Annotated in this window: 19 protein-coding genes and 1 tRNA gene; 18 read left to right on the forward strand and 2 right to left on the reverse strand. The window is 67.6% G+C overall.

Going from position 1 to position 20,614, the window contains the following annotated elements:
- Window positions 1-3: 3 nt before the first annotated feature.
- The gene (locus WDC82_RS04145) at window positions 4-3,207 is read right to left on the reverse strand and encodes an efflux RND transporter permease subunit (protein ID WP_340115991.1); all 3,204 of its coding nucleotides are present in this window, start codon (window positions 3,205-3,207) and stop codon (window positions 4-6) included.
- A gap of 341 nt (window positions 3,208-3,548) precedes the next feature.
- Here WDC82_RS04145 and WDC82_RS04150 point away from each other — a divergent pair, with 341 nt between their 5' ends.
- The 3 genes from WDC82_RS04150 (at window position 3,549) to WDC82_RS04160 (ending at window position 5,663) form a co-directional block, all read left to right on the forward strand.
- Entirely contained in the window at window positions 3,549-4,418 is an 870-nt protein-coding gene (locus WDC82_RS04150) for a CmcJ/NvfI family oxidoreductase (RefSeq protein ID WP_340115992.1), read from the forward strand.
- 130 nt (window positions 4,419-4,548) lie between these two features.
- Window positions 4,549-4,953 carry an MbcA/ParS/Xre antitoxin family protein gene (locus tag WDC82_RS04155; RefSeq protein WP_340115993.1) on the forward strand — a complete coding sequence of 135 codons (405 nt, stop codon included), beginning with the start codon at window positions 4,549-4,551 and terminating at the stop codon, window positions 4,951-4,953.
- The gene (locus WDC82_RS04160) at window positions 4,950-5,663 is read left to right on the forward strand and encodes an RES family NAD+ phosphorylase (protein WP_340115994.1); all 714 of its coding nucleotides are present in this window, start codon (window positions 4,950-4,952) and stop codon (window positions 5,661-5,663) included. Before WDC82_RS04155 ends, WDC82_RS04160 begins: the two co-directional genes overlap by 4 nt.
- Window positions 5,664-5,771: 108 nt before the next feature.
- Here the strand turns inward: WDC82_RS04160 and WDC82_RS04165 are convergent.
- Window positions 5,772-5,861: transfer RNA gene (locus WDC82_RS04165), tRNA-Ser, on the reverse strand.
- 470 nt (window positions 5,862-6,331) lie between these two features.
- Here WDC82_RS04165 and rplU point away from each other — a divergent pair.
- From rplU to gpmI, 15 genes are all read left to right on the forward strand, one after another.
- The gene (rplU, locus tag WDC82_RS04170; RefSeq protein WP_340115995.1) at window positions 6,332-6,856 is read left to right on the forward strand and encodes a 50S ribosomal protein L21; all 525 of its coding nucleotides are present in this window, start codon (window positions 6,332-6,334) and stop codon (window positions 6,854-6,856) included.
- A gap of 3 nt (window positions 6,857-6,859) precedes the next feature.
- The gene (gene rpmA, locus WDC82_RS04175; RefSeq protein ID WP_340115996.1) at window positions 6,860-7,141 is read left to right on the forward strand and encodes a 50S ribosomal protein L27; all 282 of its coding nucleotides are present in this window, start codon (window positions 6,860-6,862) and stop codon (window positions 7,139-7,141) included.
- A 115-nt stretch (window positions 7,142-7,256) separates the two neighbouring features.
- Window positions 7,257-7,826: a GNAT family N-acetyltransferase gene (locus WDC82_RS04180; protein ID WP_340115997.1), complete on the forward strand. Its 570-nt coding sequence runs from the start codon at window positions 7,257-7,259 to the stop codon at window positions 7,824-7,826.
- Window positions 7,823-8,872, forward strand: a complete 1,050-nt coding sequence (gene obgE / locus WDC82_RS04185; protein ID WP_340115998.1) for a GTPase ObgE — start codon at window positions 7,823-7,825, stop codon at window positions 8,870-8,872. The genes WDC82_RS04180 and obgE overlap by 4 nt, the downstream gene beginning before the upstream one ends.
- The gene (gene proB / locus WDC82_RS04190) at window positions 8,869-10,020 is read left to right on the forward strand and encodes a glutamate 5-kinase (protein WP_340115999.1); all 1,152 of its coding nucleotides are present in this window, start codon (window positions 8,869-8,871) and stop codon (window positions 10,018-10,020) included. The genes obgE and proB overlap by 4 nt, the downstream gene beginning before the upstream one ends.
- A 28-nt stretch (window positions 10,021-10,048) precedes the next feature.
- Window positions 10,049-11,332 (forward strand): glutamate-5-semialdehyde dehydrogenase, encoded by a 1,284-nt coding sequence (locus WDC82_RS04195; RefSeq protein ID WP_340116000.1) that lies wholly within the window; start codon window positions 10,049-10,051, stop codon window positions 11,330-11,332.
- Between the two features lie 211 nt (window positions 11,333-11,543).
- Window positions 11,544-13,136 carry an ABC transporter substrate-binding protein gene (locus tag WDC82_RS04200; protein ID WP_340116001.1) on the forward strand — a complete coding sequence of 531 codons (1,593 nt, stop codon included), beginning with the start codon at window positions 11,544-11,546 and terminating at the stop codon, window positions 13,134-13,136.
- 87 nt (window positions 13,137-13,223) lie between these two features.
- Window positions 13,224-14,237 carry an ABC transporter permease subunit gene (locus WDC82_RS04205; protein ID WP_340116002.1) on the forward strand — a complete coding sequence of 338 codons (1,014 nt, stop codon included), beginning with the start codon at window positions 13,224-13,226 and terminating at the stop codon, window positions 14,235-14,237.
- A gap of 11 nt (window positions 14,238-14,248) precedes the next feature.
- Window positions 14,249-15,163, forward strand: coding sequence for an ABC transporter permease subunit (locus tag WDC82_RS04210; protein WP_340116003.1), 915 nt, complete (start codon window positions 14,249-14,251; stop codon window positions 15,161-15,163).
- Between the two features lie 7 nt (window positions 15,164-15,170).
- The gene (locus tag WDC82_RS04215; RefSeq protein WP_340116004.1) at window positions 15,171-16,184 is read left to right on the forward strand and encodes an oligopeptide/dipeptide ABC transporter ATP-binding protein; all 1,014 of its coding nucleotides are present in this window, start codon (window positions 15,171-15,173) and stop codon (window positions 16,182-16,184) included.
- The gene (locus WDC82_RS04220; RefSeq protein WP_340116005.1) at window positions 16,181-17,209 is read left to right on the forward strand and encodes a dipeptide ABC transporter ATP-binding protein; all 1,029 of its coding nucleotides are present in this window, start codon (window positions 16,181-16,183) and stop codon (window positions 17,207-17,209) included. Before WDC82_RS04215 ends, WDC82_RS04220 begins: the two co-directional genes overlap by 4 nt.
- 79 nt (window positions 17,210-17,288) lie before the next feature.
- Entirely contained in the window at window positions 17,289-17,936 is a 648-nt protein-coding gene (locus tag WDC82_RS04225) for a nicotinate-nucleotide adenylyltransferase (protein WP_340116006.1), read from the forward strand.
- Between the two features lie 34 nt (window positions 17,937-17,970).
- On the forward strand, window positions 17,971-18,453 hold the full coding sequence (rsfS, locus tag WDC82_RS04230) for a ribosome silencing factor (RefSeq protein WP_340116007.1): 483 nt from the start codon (window positions 17,971-17,973) through the stop codon (window positions 18,451-18,453).
- 79 nt (window positions 18,454-18,532) lie between these two features.
- The gene (gene rlmH / locus WDC82_RS04235; RefSeq protein ID WP_340116008.1) at window positions 18,533-18,991 is read left to right on the forward strand and encodes a 23S rRNA (pseudouridine(1915)-N(3))-methyltransferase RlmH; all 459 of its coding nucleotides are present in this window, start codon (window positions 18,533-18,535) and stop codon (window positions 18,989-18,991) included.
- Between the two features lie 59 nt (window positions 18,992-19,050).
- Window positions 19,051-20,613: a 2,3-bisphosphoglycerate-independent phosphoglycerate mutase gene (gene gpmI, locus WDC82_RS04240; protein ID WP_340116009.1), complete on the forward strand. Its 1,563-nt coding sequence runs from the start codon at window positions 19,051-19,053 to the stop codon at window positions 20,611-20,613.
- Window position 20,614: the final 1 nt, after the last annotated feature.

Consider the following 20,614-nt stretch of genomic DNA (forward strand, 5'->3'; position numbering starts at 1 on the left):
CGGCTACTGCGCCGCCAGCTGGTAGGTTTGATCCAGCCTGGCGCTGCCGGCGCTGTCGCGCGGCAGCAACAGCGAGAGCAGCGGCGGAATGATCGCCAAGGTCAGCACGGCGGAGAGGCTGAGGCCGCCGATCACCACCGAACCGAGGCCGCGGTAGAGTTCCGATCCGGCGCCGGGAAAGACCGCCAGCGGCAGCAACCCGAACACCGAGGTCATGGTCGACATGAAGATCGGGCGGATGCGGTTGCGCGTCGCTTGCAGGATCGCTTCGCTGGAGCCCATGCCGGCGCGGCTGTTCTGCAGTGCCTGGTCGACCAGCAGGATGGCGTTGTTCACCACGATGCCGATGAGGATGACGAACCCAAGCATGGTCAGCATGTCCAGCGGCTGGGCGATGTAGACGTTGAGCAGCGCGAGGCCGAGCAAACCGCCGGCGGTGGCCAGCGGCACCGAGAGCATGATGATCGCCGGATAGACCAGGCTCTCGTAGAGCACCGAGATCACCAGGTAGACAATGATCAGGGCGACGACGAGATTCAGCTGCAGCGCACCCCAAGTCTCCGACAGGTCGTCGGCGGCGCCGCTGAGGCTGAGCTTCATGCCCGGTGCCAGCCACTCCGCCTCCAGCGGCGCCACGACCTCGTTGCGGACGATCTCAATGGCGTCCTGCAGCGGCATCGACTTGGGCGGGCTGACCGTGATGGTGATGGCGCGCTCGCGATCGACGTGAAGGATCTCCGTCGGGCCGCTGGTGATCTCGATGTCGGCCAGCGAGTCGGCCGGCAGCACCAGCCCGGTGGCGGTGACGATGGGCAGCGCGTTGATGCCCTGGGTGTTGGTCACCAGCCCCTCGGGGCCCTGCAGGACGACGTCGATGCGGCGGCTGCCGCGATTGATCTCGCCCGCCCGCGCGCCGTCGTTCATGACGTCGATGGAGACGGCGAGATCGCGCGCCGAGAGTCCGGCCTTGGCGAGGCGGCGCAGGTCGGGCGTCACGCGAATTTCCGGGGCACCGAGATCCAGACCCGGCTCGATACGCGTCTGCGCGCCACTTTCCTCGGGGAACGCCTCGGCCAGCAACTGGTCGGCGCGCTTGGCGGTCTCGAGGATCGCGGCCATGTCGGGGCCGGTCACGTTCAGGTTGATGGCGCGCGAGCCGCCCACCGAACGGCCGAAGATCGACGACTGCGACACGAAGCCCTTGGTCCCCGGGTCGGCCGCGTTGATCGCCTTGCGCAGCACCGGCACCAGCTCGCCCGCGCGTTCGATATCGGCACTGCTGGCGCCGACGAACATGATGTCGCGGAAGGTGACGAAGAAGAAATTCTCCATGCTCGGCGGGCCGTCCCGCCCGTCGTCGACCGCGCCGGTGGCGCGCCACAGCGGCTTGGTCGCCGCCTCGATGCGCTCGGCGATCTGGTAGGTGGTGTCCAGGTTGTAGCCCGGCGGCGGCTGGACGCGCGAGTAGACGAAGTTGCGGTTGCCGTCGGGCAGGTAGTCGAGCCGCGGCATGAAGACGTAGGTGGCGAGCGCCGCCCCGCCGCAGATCACGCCGACCAGGGCCACCGAGGCCACGCGGCTGGTGATGACGGCGCGCAGCATGGCCATGACGCCGCGCACGAAAAGCCCCGCCAGATCGTCCAGGACCGGCACGCGCAGGCGCTTGGTGAAATCGGCGTGCGGCCGCCCCAGCATACGGTTGGCGAGGGTCGGGATCACCGTGATGGCGACCAGCAGCGACAACAGCACCGACACCGAGATGGCGACGGCGATATCGCGGAACAGCTGGCCGGCCGGCAGCTCCAGCAGCAGGATCGGTATGAACACTACCACGGTGGTGAGCGCGGAGGCGAGAATGGCCCCCCACACCTGCCTGGCGCCCTCGCGAGCGGCCGCCGCCGAGGGGGCCCCGCCCTGGCGCAGGCGGAAGATGTTCTCCAGCACGACGATGGCGGCATCGACCACCATGCCGACGGCGAAGGCGATGCCGGCCAGCGAGATGACGTTCAGCGAGCGCCCGACCACAGCCATGGCCACGAAGGTGGCGATCACCGAGATCGGGATCGCGACGATGACGACCAGGGTGGCGCGCCAGGAGCGCAGAAACAGCATGAGAATGAAGGCGGCCAGCGCGCCCCCGACGAAGATGTTCTGGCGCACCAGGTCGATCGCCGAATCTATGTAGAGCGTCTCGTCGTAATAGACCTCGAGCTCGACCTGCTCAAAGCGCAGCGGCCCTTCGTTCAGCTCGCGTACCGCCGTGCGCAGGTTGTTCATGGTCGCGATGACGTTGGCACCGCTCTCGCGCACCACGTTGAGGCTGATCATGGGCTCGCCGTTGAAACGGCGATTGCTGGTCGGCTCCTCGTAGTCGAGCTGCACCTCGGCGATGTCGCCGACGGTGACCTCGGCCATGCGGCTGCCGCCGCCGCCGTCGGCGTCACCGTTTGGCGTATAGGACGTCTGCAGCACAATGGAGCGCACACGCTCCACGGTCGCGGTTTCCGAATCGGTGCGCACGATGTAGCGGCGCTTGCCCTCATCGACCGCGCCGGCGGTCAGCGAGACGTTGGCATCGCGCAGCGCCTGCATCACCCTTGGCACGGTGAGGCCGTAGCCGGCCAGGACCGCGGGCTCGATGATGACCTGCAGTTCGCGCCCGCTGCCACCGGAATAGTCGACCTGGGAAACGCCGGACACGCGCTGCAGGCGGTCGGCCACCAGGTCCTCCAGCAGGTCGCCGTAGGTTTCGATGTCGCGGGTGTTGCCGGGCAGCCGGCGCATCGCCATGCGGGCGATCGGCACGTCCTCGGAGCCAGAGGTGCGGATCGACGGCTCGCCCGCCTCGTCGGGCAGGTCGGAGACATTGCCCAAGCGGTTCGACACCAGCATGAAGGCGCGGTCCATGTTCTGGCCGATGTCGAATTCCAGGGTGATGCGGCTGCGCCCCAGCCCGGAATCGCTCGACATCTCGGCGACGCCCTCGATGCCGGTCAGTTCCTCCTCGATGCGATTGGTGAGTTCGCGCTCGACTTCCAGCGGCGACGCGCCCGACCAGGAGGTGGTGATCTGCAGCACCGGGCGGCGCACGTCCGGGGTAAGCTGAATCGGAATCGTCTGCAGAGCGACGAGGCCGAGCGCCAGCACGATAAGCACAGCCGCAGCAACCGCCGTTGGCCGCTTGATCGCGAGCCCGATGAGATCCATTCAGGTCAACCCGCCGTAAGCTGGCACCCATCAGCCAGCGGTTGCGATTATGAGGCCCCCCTTCCAACTAGCGCAATGGCTTCCTGCGGCAAGCGGCGGCCCCGAATTTGCGGAAATCCGCGGATTTGCGTTGTCGCTTGTGCGGCGCCCGTCGCTGAATCATCCCCGCCGGGCCTCTGACTTTCCGGGGCCGCTGCGCCCCTGTCGATATCCTTGTATTTGTGAATTTGCGGCATGAATTAAGTTCCAAAGACCCCCATTTTACCCGAAAGCGGCAGCCTTATCTGCAAAAGGGACCCAAAGAGTGGAGCCCGCCAGGCTGAGCAGAGGAGCAAACCGCCATGAACCAGACCGCCACCGCCCTTGAGCCGCGCGACCGGACCTTTCAGTCCGACACCGGCTTACGCGCCGCCTTGACCTTCATCCGCCCGCAGGCCGAGAAACCGGTCCTCCACAGCGCCGCGCTGACCGGCGGCGCGCCGAAATACTTTTTCGAGACCGAGGCGCGCGAGGTTTCCATCCACGATCTGCGGCCGCTGGCTGCCTCCTTCTCGCTCGACCGTGAGGGCTTCGCCCTGCACCGCGCGCCGACGGCGGCCGGCGACCTTCACGACGACGACGCCGTCGAGCAACGATATGTGCCGGAGACCGAGGCGCTGCTGGCGCGCCTGTTCGGCGCGAGCCGGGTCGTTGTCTTCGACGTCACGCGGCGCTCCGACGACGGCAAGGGCGCAGCCAACCGTGACGGCGCGCGCGGGCCGGCAGGCCGCGTGCATGTCGACTACACCGCCGGCAGCGGCCCGCGCCGCGCGGCCGACGTCCTCGGAGAAGCGGAGTTCGCCCGTCTCACCGCGGCCGGTGCGCGCATCCTGCAAGTGAACGTCTGGCGGCCGATCCGCGGTCCCGTCGAGCGCTCTCCGCTTACCCTGGCTGATGCCTCGACCGTGCATCCGGACGACCTCGTCGCCACCGACCAGGTTTTTCCCGATCGTGTCGGCGAGATCTATCACCTCGCCCATAATCCGGCGCAGCGCTGGTACTACGCCCCCCGCATGACGCCGGACGAAGTGCTGCTGATCAAGGGTTGGGACAGCCTGGACGACGGCCGCGCCCGCTTCACCCCGCACAGCGCTTTCCAGCCGCCGCAGTTGCGCAGCGACGCCCCGCCGCGCGAGAGCATCGAACTGCGCAGTTTCGTGGTGGTCGATTGAGCGCCGCCGGGCCGAGCGGACTTCGTCTCTAGGGTATGGGGCTTGCCGGCATGGCGCCGGCAGCCGCTATTGCCAAATGGCATTACATTTGCTATATAATGCCATATTGCAGGAGCATCCCATGCCTCACTTGCTGCCCATCGACACCCGGCCATCCGAATTCGTAGCCGGGCCCATCACCGACGAAGAAGCGGCGGCCCTGTTCCGTGCCACGCTCAATCTGTTCAGGCACTGGGAAATCACGGACGAGCAGGCGGCGATTCTGCTGGACCTGCCCGTCAGAACCTATCGCCGCTGGAAGGCCGAGGGCCCGGGCCGGATCACGCGTGACGGGAAGGCGCGGTTGTCCAACATCATCGGCATCCACAAGGCGCTTCGCATCGTCTTTCGCGAGCCTCAGCGGGCCTACGCCTGGATCAAGGCACCCAACGCCGCGTTCGCGGGACACACGGCACTTGAGATCATGCTGGGCGGCGAACTCACCGACCTGATGCGCGTGCGCCGCTATCTGGACGCAGAACGCGGCGCCTGGTGACCGACACCGCGGCGATACCGGTTTCGACCGTCGCATGGCGGGGCGCCGTGCGCATCATCAGGAGCCTCCATCCGCCCATTGATCTGTTCGAGGACATTGCCGATCCGGCGGACTGGCCGCTCCTGATCTCCGCCGAGCAGAAGACGAACCCGCGATTGATGGCGACCATCGGCAATCTGGACCTCGTTCCCGAGGCGCGGCGGGTGGGCGGCCCCGGCGCCACCTATCTGATGGCCCCCTTCACCCATGTCAGTCCCGATCGCCCGAGCCGGTTCGGCAACGGCTCTTTCGGCGTTCTCTATGCCGGGAATCGCTTCGATGTCGCTCTGCTCGAGACGGCTTACCACCACGGCCGCTTCATGGCCCGAACCCATGAGCGGGAGGGCTGGACGTCCCAGTTTCGCGAAATCGTCCTCGACGTGACGGCCGATCTGCATGATCTGCGCCCCGGGGCCTCGGCCCACGCCGACATCCTCGATCCGGACGACTATGCGGCCGCCCAGGCCCTGGGCGACCGGCTGCGCGCGTCCGGCGCCGACGGCATCGTCTATCCAAGCGTCCGCTGTGCAGGCGGGGAATGCGTCGGACTCTTCTATCCCGACGTTGCCGCCGCACCGCTGCAGGGGCGCCACCTCGATTACCATTGGGACGGCGCGCGGGTGGACCTGTATCGGGACGCCGGATCCGGCCAAGTCTATCGGATCGTCTGAGCCGCTTTGCGGCGCACCCCTGCCGATGCCGGCACGAACAGCGCTTGGGTCACCGACCGACCATCCTCATAGCAACAGAGCCCCGGGAAAACCGGGGCTCTGTTGCTATGGCGGAGGGGGAGGGATTCGAACCCTCGGTACGCTCTCGCGCACAACGGTTTTCGAGACCGTCCCGTTCAGCCACTCCGGCACCCCTCCGCAAGCTAGGGCGCGGCGGAATCCAGTGCGAAAGACCCGCCGCGAACGGCGCGCCCTTACTAGCGAAGCACCGCCGTGCTGGCAAGCGCAGGCTTTGCCGGGGGCGCCCCGAGCGATCCCCGGCCGTCCCCCGAGTACCCTTGGGGCTGGCGCCACGGCGATCCGCGCCCATTCTATCGACAGCGGGGAGCATTCAGCCCCCGGCGGCCGACCGGGAAAACGTGTTTCCCGTGGGGCCGTTAACCCTTTTCCGGCTTCGCCTGAAACCGGCGGAAAACGGGGCCCGGGAAGCCTTAAAATCGGGGCCAGAATCGCGTTGACAGGCCGGGCGTGAGAGCTATAGTGCGCGCCCATCAACCGTGGCTCCTTGGGCCGCGGTGCTTCATTTTGGGCCTTCCCGGCGGCGATGTTCGCGCCAGATGGCCCTCCAAAGGCTAACGATTAGGCCGAGAACCAGGCGAGCCCGCGCAATGTTTGCAGTGATCAAAACCGGCGGCAAGCAGTACAAAGTCGCTAAGGACGATGTCATCGTCGTCGAGAAGTTGAATGGCGAGGCCGGCGAAGTCGTGGCCTTCGACTCCGTGCTGATGGTCGGCGAAGGCGCCGATACCAAGGCCGGCGCCCCCTTCATCGAGGGGGTCTGCGTGGCCGGTGAGGTCATCGAGCAGACCCGCGGCGACAAGATCCTGGTGTTCAAGAAGAAGCGCCGCCAGAACTACCGCCGCACCGCCGGCCATCGCCAGGATCTGACGGTGGTCCGCATCACCGATATCCTGACCGACGGCAAGAAGCCGGAGGCCAAGCCGAAGAAGGCCGCCGAAGCCAAGAAGTCGGACGAAGCCGAAGGCGACGCGCCGAAGAAGGCCTCTGGCAAGAAGGCGGCCAAAAAGCCGGCTGCCGCGAAGAAGGCGCCTGCCAAGAAGGCCCCGGCCAAGAAGGCGGCCGCCAAGAAGACCACTGCCAAGAAGGCAGCTTCGAAGAAGAAGGAAGACTAAGCCATGGCACATAAAAAGGCTGGCGGTAGCTCTCGCAACGGACGCGATTCCGCCGGACGCCGTCTCGGCGTCAAGAAATTCGGCGGCGAAGTCGTCGTGCCGGGCAACATCCTGGTACGCCAGCGTGGGACCAAGTTCCACCCGGGCCGCAACGTCGGCCTTGGCAAGGACCACACCATCTTCGCTCTGGTCGAGGGCGCGGTTTCTTTCGAGACCAAGCGCGGCGGGCGGACCTACGTGTCCGTCGACGCCGCTGAGCAGCCGTCGCCGAGCGCCGCTGAATAACGCCGGTGGGTGCCACCGGGCGCCCATCTGCCAACAGCCGACTGAAGGAGGGAGATGGGTCGCCATCTCCCTTTTTCTATGTCCTCCTGAACGTGCGGCAGAGTGCAGTGGTTCGATGAGCGTCAGACTGGAAACGAAGCGATTGATCCTGCGGCCCTTCGCGGCCGAGGACGCCGCGGCGGTGCCTGCTTTCGCCGGGCGCTGGGAGGTCGCGCAGATGACCGCGCGCATCCCCCACCCCTATCCCGAAGACGCCGCCGCCGCGTGGATCGCCGGCCATGCCGAGGCCCGCAGCACGGACAGCGAATACACCTTTGCGGTTACCCTGAAAGACGACGGCCAGGTGATCGGCGCCGCCGGCCTGCGCCGCACCGAGCCCGGCAACATGGAACTCGGCTATGTGCTGGCCCCGGAGCACTGGGGCCGCGGCCTCGCCACCGAGGCGGCCCAGGCGCTGGTGGTCTACGGCTTCGAAAAGCTGGACGCCGAGGCGCTCACCTCCGGCCACTTCGCCGACAATCCCGCCTCCGGCCGGGTGCTGGAAAAGGCCGGCTTCGCCGCCAATGGCATTGCCCGCCAATGGAGCGAGGCACGCCAGGACTTCGTCGCCGCCAACCGCTTCCTGCTGACCCGCCAGACCTGGCGGCAGGCACGCGAGGCGACCACCGCAGGAACCGGATCATGAAATTCCTCGACGAGGCCAAGGTCTTCCTGAAGAGCGGCGACGGCGGCAACGGCTGCGTCTCCTTCCGGCGGGAGAAGTTCGTCGAGTTCGGCGGCCCCAACGGCGGCGACGGCGGACGCGGCGGCGACATCGTCTTCGAGGCGGTCGACAGCCTGAACACCCTCATCGACTTCCGCTACCGCCAGCACTTCAAGGCCAAGCGGGGCGACGGCGGCATGGGCAAGAACATGACCGGCGCCGCCGCGCCGCCCATCGTCATCAAGGTGCCCGCCGGCACCCAGATCCTCAGCGAGGACAAGGAGACCGTGCTGGCCGACCTGACCGACGCGGGCCAGCGCCTGGTCTTCCTGAAGGGCGGCGACGGCGGCTTCGGCAATACCCGCTTCAAGTCGTCAACCAACCAGGCGCCGCGCCGCGCCGACCCCGGCTGGCCGGGCGAGGAGATGTGGGTCTGGCTGCGCCTGAAGCTCATTGCCGATGCCGGGCTGCTGGGGCTGCCCAACGCCGGCAAGTCGACCTTCCTGGCCGCCGTCTCGCGCGCGCGGCCGAAGATCGGCGACTATCCCTTCACTACGCTGCACCCCAACCTGGGCGTGGTCAGCATCGGCGAGAACGAGTTCATCGTCGCCGACATCCCCGGCCTCATCGAGGGTGCCCACGAGGGCAGCGGCCTGGGCGACCGCTTCCTCGGCCACATCGAGCGCTGCGGCGTGCTGCTGCACCTGATCGACGGCACCCAGGACGACGTGGTCGGCGCCTACCGCACCATCCGCCACGAACTGGCCGCCTACGGCGGCGGCCTGGACGAGAAGACCGAGGTGATCGGCCTCAACAAGATCGACGCCCTGGACGAGGACGCCCGCAAGGAAAAGCAGGCGGCGCTGAAAAAGGCGTCCGGGGCCGAGGTGCTGTGCCTATCCGGTGTCTCCGGGGCCGGCATCGACACCGTCGTCGCCCGCCTGTGGCAGCATATCCAGGCCGAGCGGCAGCGCCGCAAGGAAGAGGCCGAAGAGGCGGCCGAACGTGCGGAGAGTTTCCGGCCATGACCAGGCCCTCTTCGCAGGAAGGGGCTGCTGAAAGTGCCCAGCCCGGCATTTCCAGCGCTCGCCGCCTGGTGGTGAAGATCGGCTCTGCCCTGCTGGTGGACGACAGTGGCACCATCCGCCGCGAATGGCTGGACGCCCTCACCGACGACGTCGCCCAGCTGATGCGCCGGGGCACCGAGGTGCTGCTGGTCTCCTCCGGGGCCATCGCCGTCGGGCGGCGCCACCTGGGCCTCACCCAGAAGACCCTGCGCCTGGAAGAAAAGCAGGCGGCCGCCGCCACCGGCCAGATCCGCCTCGCCCATGCCTACCAGGAGTCCCTCGCCCGCCACGACATCACCGTGGCGCAGATCCTGCTGACCCTGGAAGACACCGAGGTGCGCCGCCGCCATCTGAACGCGCGCGCCACCCTGAACACCCTGCTGCGCTTCGGCACCCTGCCGGTGATCAACGAGAACGACACCGTGGCGACCACCGAGATCCGAGTCGGCGACAACGACCGCCTGGCCGCCCGCGTGGCCGCGATGCTGGGCGCCGACACCCTGGTGCTGCTGTCTGACATCGACGGGCTCTACAGCGCCGACCCGCGCCTCGAGCCCGACGCAACCTTCTTCCCCGAGGTCGCCGAGATCACGCCCGACATCGAGGCCATGGCGGGCGTCGCCCCCACCGGCTACTCCTCCGGCGGCATGGTGACCAAGCTGGTCGCCGGCAAGATCGCCACCGGCGCCGGCTGCCGCATGGCCATCGCCAACGGCCGGCGCATGCACCCGCTGAACGCCGTCGAGGCCGGCGCGCGCTGCACCTGGTTCCTCGCCGCCGTGGAGCCGCGCACCGCGCGCAAGCGCTGGATTGCCGGCAGCCTGAAGCCCGCCGGGCGGGTCACCGTCGACGGCGGCGCCCTGCAGGCCCTCAGAAGCGGCAAGTCGCTGCTGCCCGCCGGGGTCACCGCCGTCGAGGGCCGCTTCGAGCGGGGCGACGCCGTGCTGGTCTGCGACGCCGACGGCAACGAGGTGGCCCGCGGCCTGGCCGCCTACTCCGCCGCCGACGCCCAGCGAATCAAGGGCCACAAGAGCCGTGAAATCGAAGCGGTTCTCGGCTACCGTGGCCGTGAGGAGCTGATCCACCGGGACGACCTCGTGCTGTCGTAAAATATTGAAGTAGCTGGAGTTTTTAGCCATGCCCGCCGAAGCCGCTCTCAAGCAGGAAGACCTGCAGGCCGTGATGACGGACCTCGGCCGGGCGGCCCGCGCGGCCGCCGCCGAGCTGGCCTTGGCCGACCCGGCGACCAAGACCCGGGCGCTGAAGGCCGCCGCCGGGGCGATCCGCGCCGATGCCGCGAAAATCGCCGCCGCCAATGCCAAGGACATGGCCGCCGCGCGCGCCAAGGGGCTGACGCCGGCGCTGCTCGACCGCCTGGAACTGACCTCCGATCGCATCGAGGCCATGGCCAAAGGCGTCGAAGACGTCGCCGGGCTGCCCGATCCGGTCGGCCGGGTGCTGGCCGAGTGGGAGCGCCCCAACGGCCTGAAGGTCGCCCGCGTCTCGGTGCCGCTGGGGGTGATCGGCATCATCTACGAGAGCCGGCCCAACGTGACCGCCGATGCCGGCGCGCTGTGCCTGAAATCGGGCAACGCCGCCATCCTGCGCGGCGGTTCCGAGAGCTTCCATTCCGCCGGCGCCATCCTGGACTGCCTGCAGGCGGGCCTGCGGGAAGCCGGTCTGCCCGCGGCGGCGATCCAGCGCATCCCCACCACCGACCGTGCCGCCGTCGGCATCCTGCTGACCATGACCGACTTCGTCGACGTCATCGTGCCGCGCGGCGGGCGCGGCCTCATCGAGCGGGTGCAGCGCGAGAGCCGCATCCCAGTGTTCAGCCACCTGGACGGCATGGTGCACACCTACGTGCACGCCGCCGCCGACCCCGAGATGGCGGTCGACGTGGTGGTCAACGCCAAGATGCGGCGCACCGGCATCTGCGGCGCGACCGAGACCCTGCTGGTCGATAAGGCACTGGCCGACAGCCTGCTCCCGCGGCTGCTGAAAGCGCTCGCCGACGCCCACTGCGCCATCCGCGGCGATGCCATCGTACGCCGGGTGATGCCCGAGGCCGAGGCGGCGACCGAGGCGGATTGGGAGACCGAATATCTCGCCCCCATCATCGCGGTGAAGGTGGTCGAGGACCTCGATGAGGCGATCGCCCACATCAACCGCCACGGCTCCCACCACACCGAGGCGATCCTCACCGAGGATGCCGCGGCCGCGGCGCGTTTCCTCGACGAGGTCGACGCCGGAATCGTGATGCACAACGCCTCGACCCAGTTCGCCGACGGCGGCGAGTTCGGCATGGGCGCCGAGATCGGCATCTCCACCGGCAAGCTGCACGCCCGCGGGCCCGTGGGTGCCGAGCAGTTGACCAGCTACAAGTATAAGGTGCAGGGTCAGGGGCAGACCCGACCGTGATGTTTGACCGGCCGGCGCTGCCGGGTCCGCGGAAAAAGGCGAGGGATTCCGGTGATTGCCGGCCTCGGGCCCTTTAAGCGCTGCGTCACGGCATCGTCATTGACAGGTAATTTGCCCGCCATTTAGCTTGCAAGTCCAGAAGCGGCGCGCTATCGCGCCACAGCCGCAATCAAGACAACAAGTCGACAACGGCTCTAGCAGGGAGTTCACCATGCATAAGAAGTTTAGCACCACAGCGCTCGGCCTGATTATGGCCATGAGCGTGAGCCTGGCAGCCGAGGCGAAGACCCTGGTCTTCTGCTCGGAAGGCAGCCCCGAGGGTTTCAACCCTTCGCTGTACACCGCCGGCACCACCTTCGACGCCTCCTCGCGCCAGGTCTTCAACAAGCTGGTCGAGTTCACCACCGGCACCACCAACATCGAGCCGGGCCTCGCCGAATCCTGGGACGTATCCGAGGACGGCCTGGAGTACACCTTCCACCTGCGCCAGGGTGTGAAATGGCAGACCACCGAGGGCTTCACGCCGAGCCGTGAGTTCAACGCCGACGACGTGGTCTATTCCTTCGCCCGCCAGTGGGACAAGAACCATCCCTATCACGGCGTTTCGGGCGGCTCCTACGAGTACTTCAACGGCATGTCGATGCCCGACCTGATCAAGGACATCGTGAAGGTCGACGACTACACCGTGAAGTTCGTCCTCAACCGGCCCGAGGCGCCGATGATCGCCAACCTGGCGATGGACTTCGCCTCCATCCTCTCGGCCGAGTACGCCGACAAGATGATGGAAGCCGGCACGCCGGAGAAGGTCGACCTGGAGCCGGTCGGCACCGGTCCCTTCCAGCTGGTCGCCTACCAGAAGGACGCGGTGATCCGCTTCAAGGCGCACCCGGACTATTGGCGCGGCAAGGCGGCCATCGACAACCTGATTTTCGCCATCACGCCGGATGCGAGCGTCCGCTATCAGAAGCTGAAGGCCGGCGAGTGCCATGTCATGCCGTATCCGAACCCGGCCGACCTGGACGCCATGAAGGCCGATGCTGACATCAACCTGATGCAGCAGGAAGGCCTCAACGTCGGCTATCTGGCCTATAACACCCAGAAGGCGCCGTTCGACAATCCGGCCGTGCGCAAGGCGCTGAACATGGCGATCAATAAGGAAGCCATCATCGATGCCGTGTTCCAGGGGGCCGGCAAGGTCGCCAAGAACCCGATCCCGCCGACCATCTGGTCGTATAACGAGACGACGGTCGACGACGCCTACAATCCGGAAGCCGCCAAGGCCCTGCTGGCGGAAGCCGGCGTCACCGACCTGAAGACCTCGGTCTGGGCCATGCCGGTGCAGCGCCCCTACAACCCCAACGCCCGCCGCATGGCCGAACTGATCCAGGCCGACTGGAAGGCCGTCGGCGTCGATGCCGAGATCGTCAGCTTCGAGTGGGGCGAGTACCTGGAGCGGTCCAAGGATGTGAACCGCGACGGTGCCGTGCTGCTGGGCTGGACCGGCGACAACGGCGACCCGGACAACTTCCTGGCCGTGCTGCTGGGCTGTGACGCCGTCGGCGGTGCCAACCGCGCCCAGTGGTGCTACCAGCCCTTCGAGGACCTGATCCAGGAAGCCAAGACGGTCAGCGATCACGACAAGCGGGCCGAGCTCTACAAGAAGGCTCAGATCGTCTTCAAGGAGCAGGCCCCCTGGGCGACCATCGCGCACTCCGTCGTGTTCAAGCCGGTGCGCAAGGAAGTGAAGAACTTCAAGATCGATCCCTTCGGTGGTCACGTCTTCTACGGCGTCGACATCGAGTAGGAACCCGGAAGCGCCCGTAAAGCGCGCAAGGGACGGGAGGAGCACAGGCTCCTCCCGTTCGCGCTTCGGCCCTTCCGCTTCGATACTATGTTTCGTTTCGTCATTACCCGGCTCAGCCAGCTGATCCCGACCTTCTTAGGGATCACCATCCTGGCCTTCGCCTTCATCCGGCTGTTGCCGGGCGACCCGGTCACCCTGCTGGCCGGCGAGCGCGGCGTCACGCCCGAGCGCCATGCCGAGCTGATGAGCCAGTTCGGCTTCGACAAGCCGATCTGGCAGCAGTACTTCCTCTATGTCGCCGACATACTTCAGGGCGATCTCGGCAACTCCCTGGTCACCAGACGGCCGGTGCTGCAGGAATTCTTCACGCTGTTCCCGGCGACGCTGGAGCTGTCGTTCTGCGCCATCGTCTTTGCCATCGTCCTCGGCCTGCCGGCCGGCGTCATCGCCGCAGTGAAACGCGGCTCGTGGTTCGACCACAGCCTGATGGGCGTCGCGCTGACCGGCTACTCCATGCCGATTTTCTGGTGGGCGCTGATCCTCATCATTCTGTTCTCGACGCCGCCGCTTTCCTGGACGCCGGTGTCGGGGCGCATCGACATCCTCTATTTCTTCGACCAGCCGACCGGCTTCATGCTGATCGACAGCCTGCTGTCCGGCGAGAAGGGCGCCTTCACCTCGGCGTTGCGCCACCTCATCCTGCCGACCATCGCGCTAGGCACCATCCCGCTGGCGGTCATCGCGCGGCAGACCCGCTCGGCCATGCTGGAGGTGTTGAGTGAAGACTACGTTCGCACGGCGCGCGCGAAGGGCCTGGCGCCCTGGCGGGTCGTCGGCCTGCATGCGCTGCGCAATGCGCTCATCCCGGTCATCACGGTGATCGGGCTTTCGGTCGGCGTGCTGCTGGCCGGCGCCATCCTGACCGAAACGATCTTCGCCTGGCCGGGCATCGGCAAGTGGATGGTCGATTCGATCTTCCGCCGCGACTATCCCTCGGTGCAGGGCGGCCTGCTGCTGATCGCCGGCATCGTGATGATCGTCAACCTGAGCGTCGACCTCATGTACGGCCTCATCAACCCGCGCATCCGGCATCGGCGCTAGGAGGAGAGCCCATGGCGAGCAGCGAAGACAGCCTGAAGATCCCCGCCGCCGAGCGCAATGTGCATGCCGAGCGCCTGCGCGAGTTCTGGCATTACTTCTCGGAGAACAACGGCGCCGTCGCCGGCCTCGCCATCGTCGTGTTGCTGATCCTGCTGGCGATCTTCGCCGACGTGGTGGCACCGCACTCGCCCATCCAGCAGTACCGCGAGCATTTCCTGCAGCCGCCGGTGTGGATGGAGGGCGGCAGCTGGACGTTCGTCCTGGGCACCGACGCGGTCGGCCGCGACATCTTCTCGCGCCTCATCCACGGCGCGCGCTATTCGCTCTACGTCGGCACCATCGTCGTCGCCATCGCCTTTTCCGCCGGCATCACCCTGGGCCTCGTCGCCGGATTCTTCCGCGGCTTCGTCGAGACCATGATCATGCGGCTGATGGACATCATCCTCGCCTTCCCCTCCATCCTGCTGGCGCTGGTGCTGGTGGCGCTGCTGGGTCCCAGCCTGACCAACGCGATGATCGCGGTCTCCGTGGTGGTACTGCCGCACTTCGTGCGCCTGACCCGCGCCTCGGTGATCTCGGAAAGCGCGCGCGACTATGTCACCTCCGCGCGGGTCGCCGGCGCCGGCCTGCCGCGCCTGATGTTCATCACCGTGCTGCCCAACTGCATGGCGCCGCTCATCGTGCAGGGGACCCTCAGCTTTTCCACTGCGATCCTCGACGCCGCGGCGCTCGGCTTCCTCGGCCAGGGCGCCCAGCCGCCGACGCCGGAGTGGGGCGCCATGCTGGCCGACGCCCGCGAGTTCATCACCCGCGCCTGGTGGGTGGTGACCTTCCCGGGTCTGGCCATCCTCGTCACGGTGCTTGCCATCAACCTCTTCGGCGACGGGCTGCGCGACGCGCTGGACCCGAAGATGAAACGCTCGTGAGCGCACCATGAGCCTGCTCGAGATCCGCAACCTCTCGGTCGACTTCCAGACCGCCCACGGCCTGTTCCGCGCCGTCGACGGCGTCGAGCTGGACGTCGACGAAGGCGACCTGGTCGCCATCGTCGGCGAGTCGGGCTCGGGCAAGTCGGTCTCCATGCTGGCGCTGATGGGCCTGCTGCCGTGGACCGCCAAGGTGACCGCGGACCGCCTGGCCTTCGACGGCCGTGACCTGCTGGCCATGCCGCCCCGCGAACGCCGCAAGATCATCGGCAAGGACATGGCGATGATCTTCCAGGAGCCGATGACCTCGCTGAACCCCTGCTTCACCGTCGGCTTCCAGATCACCGAATCCCTGAAGACCCACCTCGGCGGCTCGCGCAGCGAGCACCGCCGCCGCGCCATCGAACTGCTCGATCTGGTCGGCATCCCGGCGCCCGATACCCGGCTCTCCGCCTTCCCGCACCAGATGTCCGGCGGCATGAACCAGCGCGTGATGATCGCCATCGCGATTGCCTGCAACCCGCGCCTGCTGATCGCCGACGAGCCGACCACGGCGCTGGACGTCACCATCCAGGCGCAGATCCTGGAACTGCTGGTCGAGCTGCAGCAGGAACGCGACATGGCCCTGGTGCTGATCACCCACGACATGGGCGTGGTGGCTGAAACCGCCGAGCGCGTCGTCGTCCAGTACGCCGGCCAGCAGGTCGAGAAGCAGTCGGTCGCGGGCCTTTTTGCCGACCCGCACCACCCCTATACCGCCGCGCTGCTGGCCGCCCTGCCGGAGCGCGCGACCTCCAAGCGCCTGCCGTCGATCCCCGGCGTGGTGCCCGGCCAGTTCGACCGGCCCTCGGGCTGCCTGTTCAATCCGCGCTGCGGCTTCGCCACCGAGCATTGCCGCCGCGAGGAGCCGGCCCTCGACGGCCCGCCGCTGCCCGGTGTGCGCTGCCACTACGCCTTGCGGCAGGGCGTGCCGCAAGGGCACCCGGAGCCCCACGGACGCAGGGTTGGAGAGCCGGCATGAGCGCCCAGGCAGAAGTGCGCGCCAAGGGGCGCCAGGTGCTGGCGGCCGATGACCTCAAGCGGCACTACCACGTCGGCGGCGGCCTGTTCTCCGCCAGCCGCGTCCTGAAGGCGGTCGACGGCGCCAGCTTCACGCTGGCCGCCGGCAAGACCCTGGCGGTGGTCGGCGAATCGGGCTGCGGCAAGTCGACCCTGGCCCGCATGGTGACGCTGATCGAGCGGCCGACCGCCGGCACCCTGACCCTCAACGGCGTCGACGTCACCCAGGCCACGGGCGAAACCCAGCGCAAGCTGCGCCAGTCGGTGCAGATCGTGTTCCAGGACCCCTACGGTTCGCTGAATCCGCGCCAGAAGATCGGCACCATCCTGGAGGAACCGCTGGTCATCAACAGGAAGCTGTCCGCGGCCGAGCGGCGCCGGGCGGCGGAGGCCATGATGGCCAGGGTCGGCCTGCGCCCCGAGCACTACGAGCGCTATCCGCACATGTTCTCCGGCGGCCAGCGCCAGCGCATCGCCATCGCCCGCGCGCTGATGCTGAACCCGGACATCGTGGTGCTGGACGAGCCGGTCTCCGCCCTCGACGTGTCGATCCAGGCGCAGGTGCTGAACCTGCTGGCCGACCTGCAGCAGGAATTCGACCTCGCCTATCTCTTCATCTCCCACGACCTCTCAGTGGTGCGCCACATCGCCGACGACGTGATCGTGATGTACCTCGGCCATCCGGTGGAACAGGGGCCGCGCGACGCCGTCTTCGCCAATCCGCAGCACCCCTATACCCGGGCCCTCTTGTCGGCGACCCCCAAGGCCGACCCGGCGCAGAAGCGCCAGCGCATCAAGCTGACCGGCGAGTTGCCCTCGCCACTGAATCCGCCCGACGGCTGCACCTTCAACCCGCGCTGCCCCTATGCCAACGAGCGCTGCCGCGTCGAACCGCCGGTCATGCTGCCGTCCCCCGAAAGTGGCGGCGCCGTGGTCGCCTGCCACGCCGTGCAAGAGCGTCGACTGCCGCGAGAATCGGCGGTTTAGGCCTTGATTCTTAGGCCTTGTTTCCGGGGCGTGGCTGGTTTCTCATCCTCCCCGCCATGAAACCTGCCGTCGAAAACCCATGAGCGCGCCGCTGCCCAGCCTGACCCCCGCCGCTTTGAGCGCGGCACTGGACGGTCACCTGCCGCCGCCGGGCGCGCGCATCGGCCTGCTGGGCGGCTCCTTCAACCCGGCCCACGACGGCCACCGCGAGATCTCCGGGGAGGCGCTGAAGCGCCTCGGCCTCGACCGGGTGTGGTGGCTGGTCTCGCCGCAGAACCCCCTGAAGCCGGCCGACGACATGGCGCCCCAGGCCCAGCGCATTGCCGCCGCGCGCCAGGTCGCCGGCGACCGGCGCATCCTGGTGACCGGCCTGGAGGCCCGGCTGGGCAGCACCTACACCGCCGACACCCTGAGGGCACTGACCCACTTGCTGCCGCGGGTCCGCTTCGTCTGGCTCATGGGGGCGGATAACTTGATTCAAGTTGATCAGTGGCAGGACTGGCCACAAATCTTTAATCGCCTACCCGTTGCGGTTTTTGACCGGCCCTCCTATTCTTTAAGAGCGTTGTCAGGCAAGGCAGCGCGCGCCTTTGCCCGGCACCGGCTGGATGACCGTTCGGTGCGGCGTCTGGCCGAGGCACAGCCGCCGGCTTGGGCATTCATCCGTTGCCGTTTGAACCCCCAGTCAGCGACCGAGATCAGGGCCCGTCAGCCGGTCCCCCGCTAGGCTTTTGGGGGTGCCGCCGGCAGGCGTCAGGCCCATGGCAACAACAGACAGGAGACTTAGGGTCATACTGCAGGAGACCAAGGCCCGCCGGGCCGCTGAGCAGGACGTCCTCGCCGAGAGCCGGCGCCTGCTATCCGTTATCCAGTCGTCCCTGGAAGACGACAAGGCTGACGACATCGTCGTCATCGAGCTCGCCGACAAATCCAGCATCGCAGACTTCATGGTGATCGCCTCCGGCCGTTCGGTCCGGCAGGTCGGTGCCATGGCCGACCACCTGCGCGAAACCCTCAAGGCCGAGGGTTGCGACGGCGTTTCGGCCGAGGGCATGGAGCGCTGCGACTGGGTGCTGGTCGACGCCGGTGACGTCATCGTCCATCTCTTCCGACCGGAAGTGCGCGCGTTCTACAATCTGGAGAAGATGTGGGGCGTGAACCTGGTGCCACTCGGCCCAGAGACGACCGGGCGAACGGCCGGGGAGACGGCCGGAGACACGCAACGGGGCGCGACTTCCGCCTGAGGCCGGCTCTGAGGATCTGAAGAGCCGCCAGGGCGTTGCCGCCCTCGCGTGCGAGGGGCAGGGAAGCGCAGGTGGACGCATGCGAGTGACGCTGGTGGCCGTCGGCCGAATGAAGGCCGGCCCCGCCCAGGAACTCTATGAGCTTTACGCCGCGCGGCTGCGCCGGCGCATCGTTCTGAAGGAAGTGGAGGAAAAGCGCAGCCTGCCGCCCGAGGCGCTGAAACAGCAGGAAGGCGCGCTGATCCTGGCGGCGCTGCCGAAAGGCGCCAGAGTGGTCGCGCTCGACGAGGGCGGCCGCGAAATGACCAGCCGCGATTTTGCCGAACGCCTCGGCGTCTGGCAGGACGAAGGGACCCAGGATCTGGCCTTCGTCATCGGCGGCGCCGACGGTCTGTCAAATGAGGTGCGCGAGGCGGCCGACCTCATTCTCTCCTTGGGCCGCCTGACCTGGCCCCATATGTTGGTACGAGGCCTTCTGGCCGAACAGCTGTTCCGCGCCGAGAGCATCCTGGCCGGGCACCCCTATCACCGGGACTGAGCAGGCTGGGGACTGAGCAGGCTTGAGATTGAACGGGTTTTTCGAGTTAGAGTAGCGCCATGATCAAGAAATCGCCGCCCCGCCCCGTGATTCTCTGCATCCTGGATGGCTGGGGCCACCGCGAGAGCTGTGAGAACAACGCGATCTGCGAGGGCCGCAAGCCGAACCTCGACCGCCTCTTCGCCGACATGCCGCACGCCCTGATCGACGCCTCCGAGGGCGAGGTCGGCCTACCGGTCGGGCAGATGGGCAACTCCGAGGTCGGCCACATGAATCTGGGCGCCGGCCGGGTGGTGATGCAGGACCTGCCGCGCATCGACGCCGCCATCGCCGACGGCAGCTTTGCACAGAACCCGCTGCTGACCGACGCCGTCGCGGCGCTGAAAAAGTCCGGCGGCACCGCTCACGTCATGGGGCTGCTGTCGCCCGGCGGCGTGCATTCGCACCAGGACCAGATCGCACACCTCGCCGAGGTGCTGGCCGAGGCCGGCGTGCCGGTCGCCGTGCACGCCTTCCTGGACGGCCGCGACACGCCGCCGCGCAGTGCCCTCGACTACCTGAAGCGCTTTCAACAGAAGGCGCCGAAGGCCACCATCGCCACGGTCTCCGGGCGCTACTACGCAATGGACCGCGACAAGCGCTGGGCACGCGTCGAGAAGGCCTACAAGGCACTCACCGCCGCCGAGGGCGAGCGGGCCGCCGATGCCTTGCAGGCCGTCGAGCAGAGCTACGCCGCCGGCACCAACGACGAATTCGTGCTGCCGACGGTGATCGGCGGCTACGCCGGTATGCAGGATGGCGACGGCCTCTTCATGGCCAACTTCCGCGCCGACCGCGCGCGCGAAATCCTCACCGCGCTGCTCGATCCGGCCTTCGACGGCTTCGAGGCGACGCCGCGCCCGGCCTTCTGCTGCGCCGTCGGCATGGTCGAATATTCCAATGAGCTCAACCGCTTCCTGAGCGCCCTCTACCCGCCGGAGGATCTCTACGAAACCCTTGGCGAGGTGGTGTCAGAAGCCGGCAAGCGCCAGCTGCGGATTGCCGAGACCGAAAAGTACGCCCACGTCACATTTTTCTTCAACGGCGGCCGCGAGGACGTCTTCGACGGCGAGGAGCGCATCCTGGTGCCCTCGCCCGACGTCGCCACCTATGACCTGAAGCCGGAGATGTCGGCGCCGGAGGTGACCGACCGGCTGGTCGCCGCCATCGAAGGCGGCAGCTTCGATCTCGTCGTGGTGAACTACGCCAACGGCGACATGGTCGGCCACACCGGCGATCTGGTCGCCGCCATCAAGGCGGTCGAGACCGTCGATGCCTGCGTCGGCCGCCTGGCCGAGGCGGTGGAGAAGGTCGGCGGCTGCATCCTGCTGACCGCCGACCACGGCAATGCCGAGCAGATGACCGACAAGGCGACTGGCCAGGCCCACACCGCGCACACCATGAACAAGGTGCCGCTGCTGCTGGTCAACGGCCCGGACCGTGTCACGCGCCTGCGCGACGGGCGGCTGGCCGATATCGCGCCGACGGTGCTGGACCTCATGGGGCTGCCGAGGCCCAAGGCAATGACCGGCCACAGCCTGCTGCAGCCGGCAGCCGCGCGCGGCGAGGCGGCCGCGGAATAGA

Source organism: Pelagibius sp. 7325 (genome assembly GCF_037652055.1).
Lineage (GTDB): Bacteria > Pseudomonadota > Alphaproteobacteria > Kiloniellales > Kiloniellaceae > Pelagibius.